Source organism: Oribacterium sp. HCP28S3_H8 (genome assembly GCF_052064775.1).
Taxonomy (GTDB): domain Bacteria; phylum Bacillota; class Clostridia; order Lachnospirales; family Lachnospiraceae; genus Oribacterium.
In genome coordinates this window covers 108000-124019 of sequence record NZ_JBQHUZ010000002.1, presented here as the reverse complement: position 1 = coordinate 124019, position 16020 = coordinate 108000, and the positions used below count along the sequence as shown (strand labels likewise).

General features: G+C 46.9%; 19 protein-coding genes. 4 read left to right on the top strand and 15 right to left on the bottom strand.

What is annotated here, in order from left to right:
* Nucleotides 1-90: 90 nt before the first annotated feature.
* The 3 genes from ACTNEN_RS02695 to ACTNEN_RS02685 all read right to left on the bottom strand — a co-directional run bounded on the left by ACTNEN_RS02695 (nt 91) and on the right by ACTNEN_RS02685 (nt 1464).
* A complete protein-coding gene (locus ACTNEN_RS02695; protein ID WP_441204532.1) occupies nt 91-570 on the bottom strand; it encodes a flavodoxin in 480 nt (159 codons plus the stop codon).
* An 89-nt stretch (nt 571-659) separates the two neighbouring features.
* Nucleotides 660-788, bottom strand: coding sequence for a hypothetical protein (locus tag ACTNEN_RS02690; RefSeq protein WP_441204531.1), 129 nt, complete (start codon nt 786-788; stop codon nt 660-662).
* Nucleotides 789-840: 52 nt separating this feature from the next.
* Complete coding sequence (locus ACTNEN_RS02685) at nt 841-1464, bottom strand: TetR family transcriptional regulator (RefSeq protein WP_441204530.1); 624 nt, start codon at nt 1462-1464, stop codon at nt 841-843.
* A gap of 381 nt (nt 1465-1845) precedes the next feature.
* Here ACTNEN_RS02685 and ACTNEN_RS02680 point away from each other — a divergent pair, with 381 nt between their 5' ends.
* On the top strand, nt 1846-2223 hold the full coding sequence (locus tag ACTNEN_RS02680) for a hypothetical protein (RefSeq protein WP_441204529.1): 378 nt from the start codon (nt 1846-1848) through the stop codon (nt 2221-2223).
* On the opposite strand, the gene ACTNEN_RS02675 is transcribed toward ACTNEN_RS02680, so the two are convergent.
* Both ACTNEN_RS02675 and ACTNEN_RS02670 read right to left on the bottom strand, forming a co-directional pair.
* On the bottom strand, nt 2131-2496 hold the full coding sequence (locus ACTNEN_RS02675; protein WP_441204528.1) for an ACT domain-containing protein: 366 nt from the start codon (nt 2494-2496) through the stop codon (nt 2131-2133). The two genes, ACTNEN_RS02680 and ACTNEN_RS02675, sit on opposite strands and share 93 nt — an antisense overlap.
* Before the next feature lie 172 nt (nt 2497-2668).
* Nucleotides 2669-4012, bottom strand: a complete 1344-nt coding sequence (locus ACTNEN_RS02670; RefSeq protein ID WP_441204527.1) for an MATE family efflux transporter — start codon at nt 4010-4012, stop codon at nt 2669-2671.
* Nucleotides 4013-4257: 245 nt separating this feature from the next.
* On the opposite strand from ACTNEN_RS02670, the gene ACTNEN_RS02665 reads away from it, so the two are divergent.
* Complete coding sequence (locus tag ACTNEN_RS02665) at nt 4258-4383, top strand: hypothetical protein (protein ID WP_441204526.1); 126 nt, start codon at nt 4258-4260, stop codon at nt 4381-4383.
* A gap of 288 nt (nt 4384-4671) precedes the next feature.
* Here the strand turns inward: ACTNEN_RS02665 and ACTNEN_RS02660 are convergent, their stop codons facing one another.
* The 6 genes from ACTNEN_RS02660 to ACTNEN_RS02635 form a co-directional block, all read right to left on the bottom strand.
* A complete protein-coding gene (locus ACTNEN_RS02660) occupies nt 4672-5076 on the bottom strand; it encodes a putative toxin-antitoxin system toxin component, PIN family (RefSeq protein WP_441204525.1) in 405 nt (134 codons plus the stop codon).
* On the bottom strand, nt 5073-5351 hold the full coding sequence (locus ACTNEN_RS02655) for an AbrB/MazE/SpoVT family DNA-binding domain-containing protein (protein ID WP_441204524.1): 279 nt from the start codon (nt 5349-5351) through the stop codon (nt 5073-5075). The genes ACTNEN_RS02660 and ACTNEN_RS02655 overlap by 4 nt, the downstream gene beginning before the upstream one ends.
* 368 nt (nt 5352-5719) lie before the next feature.
* Entirely contained in the window at nt 5720-6157 is a 438-nt protein-coding gene (locus tag ACTNEN_RS02650; RefSeq protein ID WP_441204523.1) for an Rrf2 family transcriptional regulator, read from the bottom strand.
* 66 nt (nt 6158-6223) lie between these two features.
* Nucleotides 6224-6853 carry an NAD(P)-dependent oxidoreductase gene (locus ACTNEN_RS02645; protein ID WP_441204522.1) on the bottom strand — a complete coding sequence of 210 codons (630 nt, stop codon included), beginning with the start codon at nt 6851-6853 and terminating at the stop codon, nt 6224-6226.
* Nucleotides 6854-7233: 380 nt separating this feature from the next.
* Nucleotides 7234-7569 carry a type II toxin-antitoxin system RelE/ParE family toxin gene (locus tag ACTNEN_RS02640; RefSeq protein WP_441204521.1) on the bottom strand — a complete coding sequence of 112 codons (336 nt, stop codon included), beginning with the start codon at nt 7567-7569 and terminating at the stop codon, nt 7234-7236.
* Nucleotides 7570-7866, bottom strand: coding sequence for a type II toxin-antitoxin system RelB/DinJ family antitoxin (locus ACTNEN_RS02635; RefSeq protein WP_441204519.1), 297 nt, complete (start codon nt 7864-7866; stop codon nt 7570-7572).
* A 376-nt stretch (nt 7867-8242) separates the two neighbouring features.
* Here ACTNEN_RS02635 and ACTNEN_RS02630 point away from each other — a divergent pair, with 376 nt between their 5' ends.
* A complete protein-coding gene (locus ACTNEN_RS02630; protein WP_441204517.1) occupies nt 8243-8638 on the top strand; it encodes a hypothetical protein in 396 nt (131 codons plus the stop codon).
* A 45-nt stretch (nt 8639-8683) separates the two neighbouring features.
* Here the strand turns inward: ACTNEN_RS02630 and ACTNEN_RS02625 are convergent, their stop codons facing one another.
* The 4 genes from ACTNEN_RS02625 to ACTNEN_RS02610 all read right to left on the bottom strand — a co-directional run bounded on the left by ACTNEN_RS02625 (nt 8684) and on the right by ACTNEN_RS02610 (nt 13367).
* On the bottom strand, nt 8684-9490 hold the full coding sequence (locus tag ACTNEN_RS02625; RefSeq protein ID WP_441204516.1) for a hypothetical protein: 807 nt from the start codon (nt 9488-9490) through the stop codon (nt 8684-8686).
* 211 nt (nt 9491-9701) lie between these two features.
* On the bottom strand, nt 9702-11087 hold the full coding sequence (rlmD, locus tag ACTNEN_RS02620; RefSeq protein WP_441204515.1) for a 23S rRNA (uracil(1939)-C(5))-methyltransferase RlmD: 1386 nt from the start codon (nt 11085-11087) through the stop codon (nt 9702-9704).
* Nucleotides 11074-12045 (bottom strand): 3'-5' exoribonuclease YhaM family protein, encoded by a 972-nt coding sequence (locus ACTNEN_RS02615; RefSeq protein ID WP_441204513.1) that lies wholly within the window; start codon nt 12043-12045, stop codon nt 11074-11076. Before ACTNEN_RS02615 ends, rlmD begins: the two co-directional genes overlap by 14 nt.
* Before the next feature lie 47 nt (nt 12046-12092).
* Nucleotides 12093-13367: a S1C family serine protease gene (locus ACTNEN_RS02610; protein WP_441204512.1), complete on the bottom strand. Its 1275-nt coding sequence runs from the start codon at nt 13365-13367 to the stop codon at nt 12093-12095.
* A 150-nt stretch (nt 13368-13517) separates the two neighbouring features.
* On the opposite strand from ACTNEN_RS02610, the gene ACTNEN_RS02605 reads away from it, so the two are divergent.
* Nucleotides 13518-16013: an endonuclease MutS2 gene (locus ACTNEN_RS02605; RefSeq protein ID WP_441204511.1), complete on the top strand. Its 2496-nt coding sequence runs from the start codon at nt 13518-13520 to the stop codon at nt 16011-16013.
* Nucleotides 16014-16020 lie beyond the last annotated feature (7 nt).

Sequence of the window (16020 nt, the reverse complement as noted above, 5' to 3'; positions counted from 1 at the left end):
ATAGACATAGATCAGATCATAGAGGAGCTCGATCAGTTCTACTTTTTTCTCTTTTACAGCCATTGAAAGGCTCACCTCCATTTCGTATTCTTACAGAACTTCGTCAAGCCAACGGCGGATCTCCGCCTCATTTGCCCGATTGATCTGTCTGCCCTTTTCCCACTTCACCTCGCCGCTGACATCCTTATGAAGGGCCGTGTCGCTTCTGCCTACGCCGCTTCCGCCAGACGTGCAGAAGGGAATGAGTTTCTTGCCGGAGAAATCATAGCTTTCCAGGAAGGTATCGATGATCCTGGGCGCTACGCCCCACCAGATCGGGAAACCCACAATCACGGTATCGTAGGAAGCCATATCGGCAACTTTGCCATTGATCTCTGGTCTTGCGGATGGATCGTTCATCTCGATGCTGCTGCGGCTCTTCTTGTTCATCCAGTCCAGATCCGCCAAAGTATAGATCTCCTCCGGGACGATCTCATAAAAGTCTGCACCCGCGATCCTGGCGATCTCTTCACCGACCCTCTTTGTTACGCCACTGGCGGAAAATACCGCTACTAATGTTTTATTTGCCATTTTGTTTTTTCCTCCCGGATCAGTTCATCTTACCGCAGTTGCCAGCTTTTTCGCCTGTCACGAAATATTCATAATTTTTCTTGCTCATCTTATTTCATCTCCTTTTCCCACATGCGGATGACGTTCAGATTCAGACTGTCTGCTGTCAGACTGTTTCCAAAGGTTCCGTCGTTTCCCCATGCCCATGCGCCAAGCGCGATTTTCGGTAAATTTGCCATTGCTGTATACTCCTTTTTGTTATTAATTTCAATTGTTTCTCGTCAGCCGTCTTTAAGCACCGAGCAGTCGGGTCAGGCAGCTGTAGATGAGTTCATAAGCGCTTTGATATACGTAGTTAATCCCCGCCTCCTTCATGGCGGCCCTTTGCTTTTCCGTAACCTCTGTATATGGATAAATGCCGAACATGAAAGGGAAGAAGATATAGATGAAATTCTGAATATCCGAGACAGTCATCTCCGGGCAGAACTTCTGTACCACCATGGATATCAGCTGCATGGAACGGCCATAAGAATGCTTAAAAGCCGTCAGCAGCTCCTGCCGGCTGTTGGCTTCCATATCAAAGTTATTCATGGAGAGAAGCTTTAAAAGCTGCTGCCGTCCCGCCAGAGAATGGGAGATGCGTTCTGCAAGCTCCTTTTTCGTCAACTGCTCATTTTCATTCAGTATGTTGGTCAGATCTTCGTTCCAGCGGTCGTATTCCCTCTGAAAGAGCGCCAGAAAGATCTCTTCCTTTGTCTGAAAATAGTTGTAAATAGAAGTTCTTGTAAAAGAAGTCACATTCCCGATCTCTTTCAGTGTGATCTCTTTAAAGCTCATCGTCTGATACAGCTGTTCACAGGCATTAATGATCTCTTCTTTCCTGGCAGCTGTTAATTCCGGTGATCCCTTTGGCATGACATTTCCTCCATTTTTATTCTGACTCCGTGTCAGTATATATAATGCATCTATTCTGACATCGTGTCAATACTCATTTTCAAATTTTACCTAAATGCAAAACGGCCCCGAAGTTTTGGCTTCAGGACCGTTCTACGTAAGGCGCAGCACGTGTAATGCTGCTTCAGATACTGGCAATTCCCATCAGTGCTGCGTCGACCAGGCTCTCAATAATGCCGGTACCGATCGTGACTCCCATGATAACGGCTTCCATCAGGACCGGAAGAGAAGATTAGAAAACAGATAGACGCCCTGAAGAACACGACAAGCAATGAAGCCACAGCTCTGGTACAGACGGAGGTCGTCAAGCGGATCTACCGCGAGTACCTCGAAGGGCTCTCCATGAAGAAGATTGCCGAAGGACTGGAGCAGAACGGCATCCTCACCGGCGCGGGCAAGACAAAATGGTACGACTCCACCATCAACAAGATCCTGCGAAACGGGAAATTGAACAACGCTGTCACGGAAACATTCACAAACCGGAATACTCCCATCACTATGGGTACGCCGGCATTCAGCAATGAGTTTTTGAGTGATTCAATGCACAAGACCAGAGAGAGATCAACAGATCCAGTCTCTCTGCTCCTTCATTTTTATTGGCTTGGTGTGTATTATACAGACCGGAATTCATACTATTTTGTACCCCTTGAAAGCCAATATTTCCAACGCTCTCTCGAAGTTTTCTTCTTTCACAAGAATGTAATCTGTGTTATATGTTGAAACAGCGAAAATCCCTATCTGATTCTCTGCGAGGATACCGGACAGTTTTGACAGAATACCAACCAACGAAAAGTCGAGAATGCCTTGTATACGGAAGCCTCTCCATCCATCATCACGCTCAATCGTGTTTTGCGGCGTATCCTCCGTTTTACATACTAACGATAATTCTTCATCCGTCTTTCCAATAAAATAGAAATCAGTATTCATGTTAATATTCGATACCTCAGTCACTTTACAGACAGTAAGTTTATGGTCGATCGTCTTCAATTCCATCTAAAATACCTTCCCTACAAATATCAAGTTGTCGTTCTGACATCTATCCCACAGCCACAACTACTCAACATCTAACCTGGCAACTCAACATAGTGACATCTATCGTGGCAACTCAACCCTCGCACTATTTGACCTGACTTGCCTTCTCTGCTCTGCATCAACAAACTGGAAGTTAACTAATGGATGCCATTTTATCAGTCGGCCATGATCTCCTAAGAGCCACATAGGAGATTAAAAAGTTTGCAAGCCAGCCAACCGGTACCGCAAGCCAGACAAAGGCAATGCCGAAACGTGGTGCACAGATTAGGGCAACGGATAGACGAATCGCAAGATTCACTATGTTTGCAACGAGGAACGGACGCATAATTCCGAGACCGCGAAGAACTCCATCGGTTGCCATCTTGATACCCATGAAGATGAAAAAGTAACCAAGCCACCTCATATAATCACCAGACACCTGATAGGCAAACGCTGTTCCGTCTTTTCCTAAGAACAGTGAGGAGATCTGCGTATGCAGCGCTTCAATGGTCACAAACGCAATAGCCGCAAAGCACAGATCCAGCACCAGTGCAGCATGGTAGCCTTTTTTGATACGATCAATTTTCTTTGCACCAAGATTCTGGGAAACATACGGTGAAACCGCATTGCCGATGGATACAAAGATCAATGAAAAAACATTTTCCACCCTCATCGTTGCTGCATACCCGGCGAGTGCCTGTGTACCGAAAGGATTTACCACTGCCTGCACAATCATCATACCGATGGACACTGTGGACTGCTGTAAAACCGTCGGCACCGCAATGCGAAGCATGGAATACAGCTCCTGCCGTTCAAACCTGTTAAAGGGGCTTTTATATTGTTGCATCCGTGCAAAGAAAATCAAAAACGAAAACACTGCGGAAATTCCCTGTGCAATCAGGGTTGCAATAGCCGCACCGAACACACCGAGACCTAGTCCGGCTACCATCCAAAGATCCATTAAAATATTCAGGATGGACGAAAAAATCAGCAGTCCCAGCGGAATTTTGGATTCGCCAATTGAGGTGAACATGGTAGAAAGAATGTTATACATAAACAGAAACGGAAAGCCCACAAAATAGACCCGCAGATACAGTACTGCATCATCCAGTATGTCGGCAGGGGTTTGCAGTCCACTCATCATCGAGTTAGCGAAGAAAAAGCCAAAAACACCAAGGACTATACTTAGAAGTAAAAAGCTAATCAAGGAGGTTGACACGATTGTTTTCATTTTGCCATACTCCCTGGCTCCGAAACAACGGCTCACAAGCACACCTGCGCCCACACCAGCACCAAGCGCCACACAAATAAAAACATTGGTCAGTGCAGCACAAGCACCAACAGCCGCAAGTGCAGAAGAACCAACAAACTGGCCGACAATAATAGAGTCGGCCATATTGTATATTTGCTGAAAAAAACTTCCAAGAATCATTGGCATTGCAAAAACCGTTAACGCTTTAAGGGGCGTATCGGTCATCAAATACTCATCTTTCGACATTATCACATTCCTCCATGGTATCTTGTATCGTGGTATCTCATTCACTTACCTTCTCAAATTATGATTTATATCTTGGAATACGTATCTTGTCTTCTTCCAAGTGGCTTTGAAATCAGTAGCAATTATATTCATTTCTCGTCAGCACAATTTCGTTACTTAGTATATCATGTTTGGAATTCGTGAAAAACAGAAAAGCCGTCCCGATAGTCCGAGACGGCAAAAAAGCGATAACAACCGCCGACACGATGAGCCCGGACGGTATCCAGGCACGGCTCGACGAGCTGCAGAAGGAGCTTATCCGAAAGGCCAACAGCGAGCAGGACTACGATGCCATCGCCGATGAAATCTTTACGCTGCACAAGCAGAAATGACAGTGTGCTTGTTTTTCTCAACTATTCATCTTTTCGGCATATTTTCTTGCTACAGATCTTGGAACTATCCTGCACAGAAAGCTCATGCACTTTGTGTATCTACCATAATAGCTAAGGACTTTGCCTTTTGTCATAGCACGTATGCCACCGTTTGCAACCTCGTCTGCCTTATCTGCCTTCCGGCTCTATCGTTATGCCCTTGATACGATCTGCCATAGCTCATCACCTCCTGAAAATTGGCACGAAAAAAGCACCGGCTCATCACCGATGCTCAACACGATTTTTACCTTATTTCAGAAACTCTCCCGGAGAAACAATTCGGGGATCTGTAATTCCTGACTCAAGAAAGTCTTTATCTCCAGTCAAAATCACATCGGCGCCTGATGCAACTGCCGCCCTGAAGATTGGACGATCCTTTTCATCCCGGATTTTCTGTTCATCTGCTATTTCTGATTCTGGAACCTTTACGATTGTGACTGCTGTCATTAGCATAGACAGAAATGTATTTAGCACGGATATCTTTTCCGGCATTTTCCTCTTAAATACTTTCTTCAGTTCATCAATATTAATCTCGCATACAATCGCATCATTGGGTTCTGTTAGTGCCTTGTAAAGAGCTCTTGCAGGTGTGCTTCCGGGAAAAAGTGCGGCTGAGAACAGGACGTTGCTGTCAATAAATACCTTTATCCTCAATCCTCATCTCTGATAGACTTCATCAGATCGTTAACGTCCTGCTCCGATTCAAGCCCCAGCTTTTCCGCTTCACCTTTAAGCTGATCCTGCAAGTATTTCATTGCAAAAACAGCTGAGTTCACAACAGTGACCTTTCCATGATCAACCACAAATGTCACACGATCCCCATTACCAACGCCCAGAACCTCTCTGACATCTTTGGGTATTGTCACCTGTCCTTTCGACATTACCTTAGCATCATCCGTAAAAGTGCTCTTATCTGATATTGCTTCCATAATGTTCGCCTCCTTCCACGAAAGTAGGGTATTCCCTACTTTTATTATAACGAAGGCTGTCAAAATATCAAGCACTAAATCTTATTGTGTTTCCACAATATTCACCATGACATATATCGGTTCCAACATTATAGTACACGTTCGTCGCTATAGACAAAGGAGTCCTTATAGAATAGAAGTAATCATCAGATTGCTTTAAAGTATCCATAAGCTGAAGTCTGTACTCTTTATACGTTTTATCTAATAATTTATGCCCTTGCCTAAGCAGTGAATAATATGTGTTCTCTTCTATGCTAAAGTTTGGTACAAAACGTAATCCCGCATACGCAAAAATGCCCCTAAACCATGTTGGCTTAGAGACAATTTTACTATTCATTCTTTAGTTCATTTTGAATATCCGTCATCACATCAGCAAGGGTAATCTTTCTCATTTCATCTTCCATGCACCGCTGGACTCTTTTCAATTTTGAATCCATCGCCTTATGAATATTTCTGCCTATCGGACATTCCGGATTCGGATTCTCATGAAAGTGAAACAGTCCTTCATCTTTTACGCTGTCTACAGCCTTGTAAACATCATAGAAGGTGATCTGATCAGGAGTTTTTGTTAAAGATATCCCGCTTTTGCCCTGACTGATGCTTATAAGTCCCCCTTCTTTGAGGTTTCCCATGACATTTCTGACGATGACGGGATTTACGCCTATGCTGCTCGCCAGAATATTGCTGGTCACTTTTTCATCTTCGCCAAGATAATCTATAACCGCAAGAAGATGGACTCCTATTGTGAACTTACTTGAGATTTGCATAGCATCGCCTCCATCTTGTAATATATGAAATTACAGGAGAAAAGTCAATGCAGGTAACAAGAATCGTTATTCACTTACAACGCTAATTCTTTCTTTTATGTGTTTGCCGGATTCGATCTCATTGACCATAGCAATCGCATAATCGGCATAGGAGATCACGCTTTTGCCCTTGCTGTTGAGAACCAGTTCCTCGCCGCCCAGAATGTACTTTCCGGTTCTTTCGCCATCAGCCTGAAAATCTCCGGCAGGGCTGACATAAGTCCAGTTCACATCGTCAAACTTACGAAGCTCCTCAAGTGCTTTTCCATGACCATTTACAACGGGCATAGCTGCTTCTGGGAATGGTGTCACATCAACAACTGTCTTGGTATGCTCAGGATTAACATAAAGACTTCCTGCTCCACCTACGACCAGCAGGCGTGCATCGCTGCCGGAAAGCACTTTAGCCATATGAACGGTGGCCTCCGGGATGAGGTGAATGGCGTCGGGCGTCCAGTTGCCAAAAGCATCCACAACAACTTCAAACCCTTTTAGATCTTCGCTGGTAAGATCAAAAAGATCCTTTGTAATAGTCTTGGGCGCTACAGTCTTATTTTCTCCCCTGACGATAGCCGTAACATCCATACCACGATTTACAGCTTCTTCGACAATCAGCTTACCGGCTTTTCCGTTTGCTGCTACAACCGCAATCTTCATAATAGAATCCTCCTTAAATTTGCTTCGCTCTAACATATAATATCTGTAATTACATGTTTATCATAGCAGTGCCGGTCCTACATATCAATATTTATGTTACATGTTTTTGCAGATTTTTTACGCTGCATAAGAGGATCCGATTAATAGAGGGAGGACGGTACAGCATAATGTCTGTACCGTCCTCTGTTTGTATACTCCAGCGGTTATAGCCTTTCCACAGTCACGCCAGAGCAATATTCTCATTTTTTTGGACAGAAAACGCGGCACCCGCCTCTCTTCTCAGAAAGACGGATGCCGCAGAAATAGCTTAAATACGGGCTTTTCCAACCCTCTTTCAATTTGTTCTTGTTAGCAGAGCCACGGTTTCCACGTGCCTTTTGTCAATCATAGAGATTCATTTTGTTTAAGGCCTTAAGCTGATCACGCTTTGCATAAATCACATTCAGGACATAGACCCTTCCGGATACTTTATCCGGGCGATAGTAGATGTAGAAGTTCTTCGCGCTGATCTTACGCACGCCTCTGGAGTGCCACGGCTCACGTTCCTCCGGCGCAATGCTGTCTGCCATGTAGGAAAGCTTCTCCATCTCCTTGCGGATGACTCGGATGTAATTTAAGGCAACATCAGGTACCAGCAGGGTTTCCGCTATGTAGTCTTTAATCTCATAAAGGTCTGCTTCCGCATCCGGTGTGACGATGATTTCATAGGAGTTCACTTATCCAAGGCTCCTTTCCAGATCATCGAACACATCCCCGAGCGGTCTGCCTTCACCTGCAGTCGATTGGGCATAGCTGTGCTGAAGTTTTGCGTCAAGCTCAGCATCCGACATTGCATCCAGTGTTCTTGGCTCTGACGGAACAGTCAGTGAGAACGGAATGCCATGACGATAAATGATCTGGCGGTACAGGGAATTGATGACAACAGAGACAGGAACTCCAAGCTTCTGCAAGATATCTTCTGCTTCATTTTTTACATCGGCTTCAACACGTGCGCTTACTGTTGAATCTTTCATTTGATTACACCTCCTGTTAGTTATATTGTAATTCATTGTCTTGCTAATTACAATACAAACCGGATGGACTGTTTGTGAACTTATACATTGGCAGGGGCGGTCAAAATCTCTACGACCCTTTTCCCCGGAAAACGGCGCGGGGTCTTCTGTGCGAAAAAAGCGAAATCAAACGGGTAATAACCCAGTCCTTATATCTATTACATAAACGGCAAACCATCAGTACCCTGTTGTGCCTGGCTGGCCTTTGCGATAATGGAGTCGAATAAATCTAAGGTTTTTCGACTTCTCCAAAGGAGGCTTGGTATTGATGGTTTACCATTTATAAAAGTTATCATTGCATCTAATACAATCACAGCAGAGGATACTTGATTCCATTTTGCCTTATAATTTCCATGTCCGGCAGATGCAGGAGAACATCGCAAAAGCGATAACAACCGCCGACACGATGAGCCCGGACGATATCCAGGCAAGGCTCGACGAGCTGCAGAATGAGCTCATCCGAAAGGCCAACAGCAAGCAGGACTACGATGCCATCGCCGATGAGATCTTTACGCTGCGTGAGCAGAAAGCACAGGCCGAGGCAGACACCCGCAACCGCGAGGAGACACAGAAACGCATCGCCGAGTTGCAGGACTTCATCGGAAGTCAGCAATCCGAAATCACCGAATTCGACGAAAGCCTCATCCGAAAGCTTATCCAACAGATCACCGTTTATGATGACCGCTTCACCGTCCGGCTCAAATCTGGGCTTGCAATCGAAATTGAATCATAAAAAGAGCAAGCATCACAGACTTATTATCTGAGATGCTTGTTTGCTTTACCTCCAACATGTTAAAGGTTTTATTTCAATTATTCGATCTGGAGAAATCTGAATACCGTTTTTCATCAGAAGAATATGCTCAAATGGCTCTCCAAAGGCGGTATCGTAAGCCATCGTTAAATACATCACTACTTTGTCATTATCGCTCTGATCATCGTCCCCGCCAAAAACAATATCGGAACCATTTACTTGAGCTACTATTTCATATGGGAAATGCGACTGCTCCCATTCCTCAGATAATTTTAATCTTAATAGGTTGTCAATATCCCATAGTATTTCCGGGCGGCAATGAACCTGACCCCCATAAGGACTTCTTTCCCATACCGATAAAAATCCGCAAGTTGTAAAATCATAATAGAACTTTCTTCCAATCAACCAGCATAAATATTCCTGTGTACCTGTTCTGGGACAATTGCCAGCATTATAAGAAATATCAAAGGCTTTCCCTTTATATGTCAATAATGCGTCCTCTATATTTATTATTATCCCGTGCCGATCTAAAAAAACTCTCAGTTCTGATTCGACACAAAGGTATGCTTGCTTTAAATCTAAGATTCCATATTTCTTTATAGCTTCACACTCGTTTGCACTCGTGGTTACGTGAAAATACACAAAATTAAAACCAAGATATGTTCTCGGAAGATGTCCGAATCTTTTTATTACCTCTTCCACTAAATCATCTGTATATCTGTATTCACTTTCATGCCCTACAAATTTTTCCAAAGTTGAAATGTCGACTCCGCTTAGTCCTACTAATGTTTTACAGGCATTTGCAGAAGATCGTATATCATAAGTATTAAACAAATACAAAACCTCCTCTGACATCTATCTCGAACACTCAACACCCCTGACATCTAATCCACAGCTTCAACTATGTGACATCTAATCCGGCAACTCCACTCTCACACTTTTTGAGCCAAGCCGCCATAGATAAGTTACCGCAGAGCGATTACCGTCTCCACCTGATCGAAACTACCTAAAGCCGAAAAGTGCTTGAAATCAAGGGTTTTCGCGCCTATTTCCCTTTGACCTTTGACATCAATACTACCGTCTCAACATGTACTGTCATAGGAAAATTATCCACAGGGCGGACGCGCTTGAGTTCATACCCATGTGCTCTCAGATATTTCACATCTCTTGCCAGCGTCGCAGAATCACAGCTCACATAAACAAGCCGCTCCGGTGCCATCGAAACAATTGTATCCAACGCCCGTTCATCGCAGCCCTTCCGGGGCGGATCCACACAGACAACATCGATCCTTTCCTCCGGATGCTTTGCATACCACTCCGGCAGCACCTCCTCCGCAGCGCCAACGTAAAACTCCGCATTGGAAATTCCATTTAACTCTGCATTTTGCCGGGCATCCTCGATTGCCTCCGGGATAATTTCCACGCCATACACATGCCGCGCCCTCTGACTCATAAAAAGAGAAATCGTACCAATGCCGCAGTACAGGTCCCAGACATTTTCCGTACCATGCAGGTCCGCAAACTCCAGCGCAGCACCATACATCTCCGCCGTCTGGACAGGATTCACCTGATAAAAGCCGAGCGGTGAAATCCGGAAACGTACACTGCCGATGGAATCCTCGATGTATCCCGGACCAAAGACATTCACAAGCTCACGTCCCATGATGACGTTACTACGCTCTTTATTGATGTTATAGCTCAGACTCTGCAGGCGAATGTCTCCAGCCTCCTGAAATGCGCGCATGAGCTCCTCCTGATGCGGAAGCTTGTCCTGATTAATCACAAGACACACCATGAGCTCCCCGGACGCAAAGCCCTTACGGATCAGCACGTGCCGGACAATCCCCCTGCCGCTCTCCTCGTGATACGGCTCGATACCATAGGTCTTAATCCATGTAAGGATAATCTCAAGGATTCTTTTATTTTCCTGTACGCCAAGCAGGCAGTCCTCACAGCGGATTACACTGTGGGTTCTGCCTGCATAAAATCCTGCGATGATATTTCCATCCCGGTCTCTCGCAATCGGAAACTGCGCTTTATTTCGATAGCGCAATGGATGCTTCATGCCAATGATCGGCTCAAAAGCCCGCCGCAGAACATCCTCCTCGACCTCTCCGATCCTTAAAAGATTGTTATACACCTTCTCCGATTTAAACCGAAGCTGTGCAGGATAGCTTAATTCCTGCAGCTGGCATCCGCCGCAGCGGCGCGCAATCGGGCAGGGCGGCTCCACCCGGTCCGGGCTTACCGTAAGCACCCGGACAAGTCTCGCAAAGCCGTAGGTTTTTTTTACCTTGGTCGCCGCCGCGAGTACATGATCTCCAACGACGGTATCCTTGATAAACCAGACAAAGCCATCCTGTCTGCCGATTCCGAGTCCTTCGGACGACATATCCTCTATCGTTACTTCAAACTGATCATTTTTCTTCATGGCTAGTTCTGCGCAGATTGCTGTCAATCAGCCGGTTAAAGCCGATCCATCCATTGTTCTCACTCACCTTGCCATTTTTGTCGGCTGCGTTAAGCGCCTCCCGCATGGTTTCCAGCTTGGCATCCACATTGTCGGCAAATGCAAGCGCCATAGCTTCCATCAGCGCGGGCTTCTTGGGCGAGCCGTATTCAAGCTCTCCGTGATGTGCCAGTATGCAGTGTCCAAGCTCTGCCGCAAGCTTCTCAGGGAAGCCCGGAATATCCTTTGCCGTCTGCATTGCCATTTCATAGCCGATCACAATATGACCGATGAGCTGACCTTCATCACTGTAATCATTTCTCGGAAAAGCCGTCAGCTCCCGCACCTTACCGATATCATGGCAGAGCGCCGCCGTCATCAGGAGATCCCGGTTCAGATCCGGATAATGCTCCGCAAAATAATTACAGATCGCCGCAACAGAGAGACTGTGCTCCATGAGACCACCGACATATCCGTGATGCACCGACTTCGCGGCACTATGTACACAAAATTCCTTATAAAATTCGGTATCCTGAACAAAAATCCGGTTCAAAAGCTCCTTTAAATACGGATTCTGAATGCTTCTGATATCCTGCTCCAGCTCTTTTTTCATATCGTTGATATCTCTTCCGGACACTGGCAGATAATCCTTAGGATCGTAGGAGCCCTCATGTGCTACCGTAAGGCGCTGAATACTGAGCTGATTGGTGCCATTGTAGACCGTGACATTTCCCTCTACATAAACATAGTCAAGGACATCAAAGTCATTGATCCCCGGAGAGTTCGGCTCCCACACCTTGGCATCAATCGAGCCGGTCCGGTCCTGCAGCGTGACATTGAGATATTCCTTGCCATTTTTGGTCATCGCTGCATTTTTAGTTTTTACCAGATAGACATCCGCTACTCTCAGTCCATCATGGAAATTTTCAATATATTTCATTTCATTTTTCCTTTGCTTAAAAAACTCATTGAACTCCATTTTACCGCTCACCTCGCTGCTACCGTTAACGGGAATGCAACCTCCGTATATTCTGTCCCTTTCTGACGTAAAACCGACAATGTCACCGTGTCTCCAACCTTTAATCCCTTGAGTGCAGTGCTTAAATCCAACGCCGAGCCAATCTCCCGGTCTCCTACTCTTACAAGGATATCACCACTCTGGATTCCTGCCGCATATGCCGGCGAGTCCGTCCGCGCCTCCTGGATGTAAAGCCCTGCGGGAATCCCCTGCTGCTGCATCTCTGCCGTGATCTGCTGGACATCAAGTCCAAGATACGGCACCATTGCACCATTGATGAGAGACTCCACTGTACCAAGAAAATCAGAAATGCCCGCAATATGGCAGTAATGCTCCGGACTTTTGCCAAAATTTCCGGAAACCCAGCCGACAAGCTCCCCGGAGGTATTTAGTACAAACGTACCCATTGTACCATCACTGTCAAGGTCTGCAAGGATTTCCCCTAATGTGCCATCAATATATGGATAATTATAGTTTATGCTGGATACATTGCCATAGCTCATCGAGTACAGCTCTCCTGCCGGTGCGCCCACGGAAATCACAAGGTCTCCCTTTTGCAGGAGATGCGAGCTGCCAAGGCGAATGCCGGTAAGCTCTGTGCGGTCCTTTTCCGAAACGGAAGAAAGCGGTATAGAAATGATAGCGATATTGTCCGTGTGATCCAGCGCCTTAACCTGTCCAGAATACACACTTTCCCTGAGGCACGTAACCTCTACAGTATCCTGTTCCTTTAAATCCTGCCCCGGACACATGATCAGGATTTCATCCCCAGTCATCGCGATAATCACACCGGCACGGCTGTTCTCCGCCTTGATGTCCTGTCCCAGAAAGTCCTTCTGACTGACACTGCTCGTCACCTCAACGATAGATTTTTCCGCTTCGGTGGCTACCTGCTTGAGACTCGAGACCATAGCACTTACCGCATTGACAGAAAACGGATAGGTCTCAATCTCCGACCGTACAACCTCCTCAATCGGCTCCGTTTCTTTTGCCGTGGTTTCTGCCTCCTGAGGGACAGCTGTAGTTTCCACCGGAACCGTAGTTTCCGGCTCAAGATCCACCGTTTCCGGCTCCGTCGGATGAATCCGCGCAGAGATCCATGGTTCGCTTACCGCAAGAGTCCCTGCGCTCACCACACCAAAAAGCAGCGCAGACACAATCACCCGGACATAGTGCCTTGCGCGCTTCCTCCAGCTCTGCTTCCTTCCGACGATATTTTCTTTGATAAAATCTTTATCTGCCATAATCTGTATTATATACAGAACCCGTATGGCACGCAAGAAAAAGCCTTGCGGACTTTAGCTGCTCTTACCTGCCGGCATCTTAAGCCGGTAAAGCCGGCAGATAAACATGCGCTATGGAAATCCCACTTCCGATTTGGTATAATTCTTTCTATGAATAAAAAAGCATTTATTACTCTCGAATACAATAAGATACTCCTTAAGCTTGAAGACTATGCAAGCTCCGAGGAAGGAAAAAAAGAGGTCCGCGCCCTGGAGCCATCATCAGATATCAATGAAATCCGGACAAATCAGGACGAGACCGAGTCTGCGGTTAACCGGATCCGGCTCTATGGAAATATCAGCTTCTCCGGCGTAAAAGACGTACGGGATTCTCTCAAGCGTCTTGAGATTGCGGCATCCCTCTCTATCCCGGAGCTGCTTGCAATCAGCGGAATCCTTACGGTCGCTGCAAGAGCCAAGGCATACGGCAGAGACACCGATGAAGACAAAAAAGCTCCGAAGCCAGTGCCGCGCGAGATCCGCAAGGTACAGCACTATACCAAAAATCTGCAGAACCAGGCTTCTGTGTCTTCCGAGGAACCGGAATCCACAGAGGATGCACTGAGCTCATATTTCCATGCGCTTGAGCCTCTGACTCCAATTAACCGGGAAATCACGCGATGCATCATTTCCGAGGATACCGTCGCGGATGATGCGAGTGACGGGCTCTACAGCGTGCGCCGCAAAATGCATGTTCTGGAGGAGCGGATTCATTCACAGCTAAACGCAACGTTAAATGCCTCCCGCGCGATGCTGCAGGAGGCGGTGATTACCATGCGGGATGGCAGATATTGTCTTCCGGTGAAAGCAGAATACAAATCCTCTTTCCCGGGCATGGTACATGATCAAAGCTCGACCGGCTCTACGCTTTTTATCGAGCCGATCAGTATTGTCCGTATGAATAACGAAATCCGGGAACTGGAGGCAGAGGAAAAGAAGGAAATCGAGAAGGTTCTGGAAACTCTTTCCTCTTCGCTGATGGGCTCCACGGAACAGATTGCCGAGGATATCCGCCTGCTGTCACATCTTGACTTTGTATTTGCCAAAGCAAAGTATGCTCACTCCATCAAGGCCACAAAGCCCGGCTTCAACGACCGCTACTATATCAACATCAAGGATGCCCGCCATCCTTTGATTGATCCCGCCAAGGTTGTGCCGATCAGCATCTACCTCGGAGATGAATTTTCCATGCTGGTAATTACCGGACCTAACACCGGCGGTAAAACCGTATGTCTTAAAACCGTCGGACTTTTCCAGCTGATGGGTCAGGCCGGCTTGTTTATCCCTGCCTTTGAGGGCTCGGAGCTTGCAGTGTTCGATGAGATTTTTGCAGACATCGGAGACGAGCAGTCGATTGAACAGAGTCTCTCTACCTTCTCTGCGCACATGACCAACACAGTCCGGATCCTGGGTCAGGCGGACGCGCACAGCCTCTGCCTCTTTGATGAGCTCGGCGCCGGTACAGATCCCACAGAGGGTGCCGCCCTTGCCATGGCAATTCTTAATTTCCTGCATAACATGCAGACCCGCACCATTGCGACGACGCACTATGCCGAGATCAAGGTCTATGCGCTCTCTACGGAGGGTGTGGAGAATGCAAGCTGCGAGTTTGATGTCAATACCCTGAGCCCGACCTATCGCCTGCTCATCGGGGTACCCGGGAAGTCCAATGCATTCGCAATCTCACAGAAGCTCGGACTGCCGCAGTTTATCATTGACGATGCCAAAAGCAGGCTGGAATCCGAGGATGTCAAGTTTGAGGATGTCATCGCTAGTCTCGAGGAGAGCCGCGTGACCGTAGAGCGTGAACGTGCGAAGATTGAGAAATACAAGACGGAAATCGAGGAATACAAGCGGCGCGCCCGGGAAAGCTCCAAGGGCGTGGAAAAGGGCCGGGACCGGATCCTGCAAAAGGCTCGTGAAGAAGCCGCCGAGATCCTGGCAGATGCCAAGGAAACGGCGGACTCCATCGTAAAAGAGCTGAGGAAACAGGAGCAGAACAGCGCCAGCACCATGGATGCCGAGAAGACCCGAAGTAAGCTCAATAAAAAGCTGAGAGAAACACAGGCATCCCTCTCCAGCGGCAGTGACAAGGTCAAGGGACCTGCACAGCCAATCAGTCCCAAAAAGATTCGGATCGGCGATACCGTCAAGGTTCTCTCCATGCATCTCAATGCCACGGTTGCCACACTGCCGGATCAAAATGACAATCTCTATGTAACTGCAGGCATCATCCGGACCAAGGTCAACATCCGGGATCTGGAGCTGGTACATGAACCGTCCGTTTCGGGCCCGGGGATCGAGCATAAAAAGGGCAGCACCAAGGGTCGCGGCAGTATCGGCATGTCCAAGGCTATGGGCATCTCTCCTGAAATCAATCTGATCGGAGAAACCACCTCCGAGGCACTGCCGGAACTTACCAAGTACCTGGATGATGCCTATCTTGCGCGTCTTCCACAGGTGCGGATTGTCCATGGGCGTGGAACCGGTGCCCTAAAAAAGATGGTGCACACTGTCCTTAAAAAGAACAAGTACGTAGATTCCTTCCGTCTCGGAGAATACGGCGAGGGCTCCGACGGTGTTACGATAGCATTTTTTAAGAAATAAATTTCGG

Bases quoted from the DNA above. Each gene is read 5' to 3' on its own strand.
- ACTNEN_RS02695 (WP_441204532.1), bottom strand. From the start codon at position 570: ATGGCAAATAAAACATTAGTAGCGGTATTTTCCGCCAGTGGCGTAACA.
- ACTNEN_RS02690 (WP_441204531.1), bottom strand. From the start codon at position 788: ATGGCAAATTTACCGAAAATCGCGCTTGGCGCATGGGCATGGGGAAAC.
- ACTNEN_RS02685 (WP_441204530.1), bottom strand. From the start codon at position 1,464: ATGCCAAAGGGATCACCGGAATTAACAGCTGCCAGGAAAGAAGAGATC.
- ACTNEN_RS02680 (WP_441204529.1), top strand. From the start codon at position 1,846: ATGAAGAAGATTGCCGAAGGACTGGAGCAGAACGGCATCCTCACCGGC.
- ACTNEN_RS02675 (WP_441204528.1), bottom strand. From the start codon at position 2,496: ATGGAATTGAAGACGATCGACCATAAACTTACTGTCTGTAAAGTGACT.
- ACTNEN_RS02670 (WP_441204527.1), bottom strand. From the start codon at position 4,012: ATGTCGAAAGATGAGTATTTGATGACCGATACGCCCCTTAAAGCGTTA.
- ACTNEN_RS02665 (WP_441204526.1), top strand. From the start codon at position 4,258: ATGAGCCCGGACGGTATCCAGGCACGGCTCGACGAGCTGCAGAAGGAG.
- ACTNEN_RS02655 (WP_441204524.1), bottom strand. From the start codon at position 5,351: ATGGAAGCAATATCAGATAAGAGCACTTTTACGGATGATGCTAAGGTA.
- ACTNEN_RS02650 (WP_441204523.1), bottom strand. From the start codon at position 6,157: ATGCAAATCTCAAGTAAGTTCACAATAGGAGTCCATCTTCTTGCGGTT.
- ACTNEN_RS02645 (WP_441204522.1), bottom strand. From the start codon at position 6,853: ATGAAGATTGCGGTTGTAGCAGCAAACGGAAAAGCCGGTAAGCTGATT.
- ACTNEN_RS02635 (WP_441204519.1), bottom strand. From the start codon at position 7,866: ATGAAAGATTCAACAGTAAGCGCACGTGTTGAAGCCGATGTAAAAAAT.
- rlmD (WP_441204515.1), bottom strand. From the start codon at position 11,087: ATGAAGAAAAATGATCAGTTTGAAGTAACGATAGAGGATATGTCGTCC.
- ACTNEN_RS02615 (WP_441204513.1), bottom strand. From the start codon at position 12,045: ATGAAATATATTGAAAATTTCCATGATGGACTGAGAGTAGCGGATGTC.
- ACTNEN_RS02610 (WP_441204512.1), bottom strand. From the start codon at position 13,367: ATGGCAGATAAAGATTTTATCAAAGAAAATATCGTCGGAAGGAAGCAG.
- ACTNEN_RS02605 (WP_441204511.1), top strand. From the start codon at position 13,518: ATGAATAAAAAAGCATTTATTACTCTCGAATACAATAAGATACTCCTT.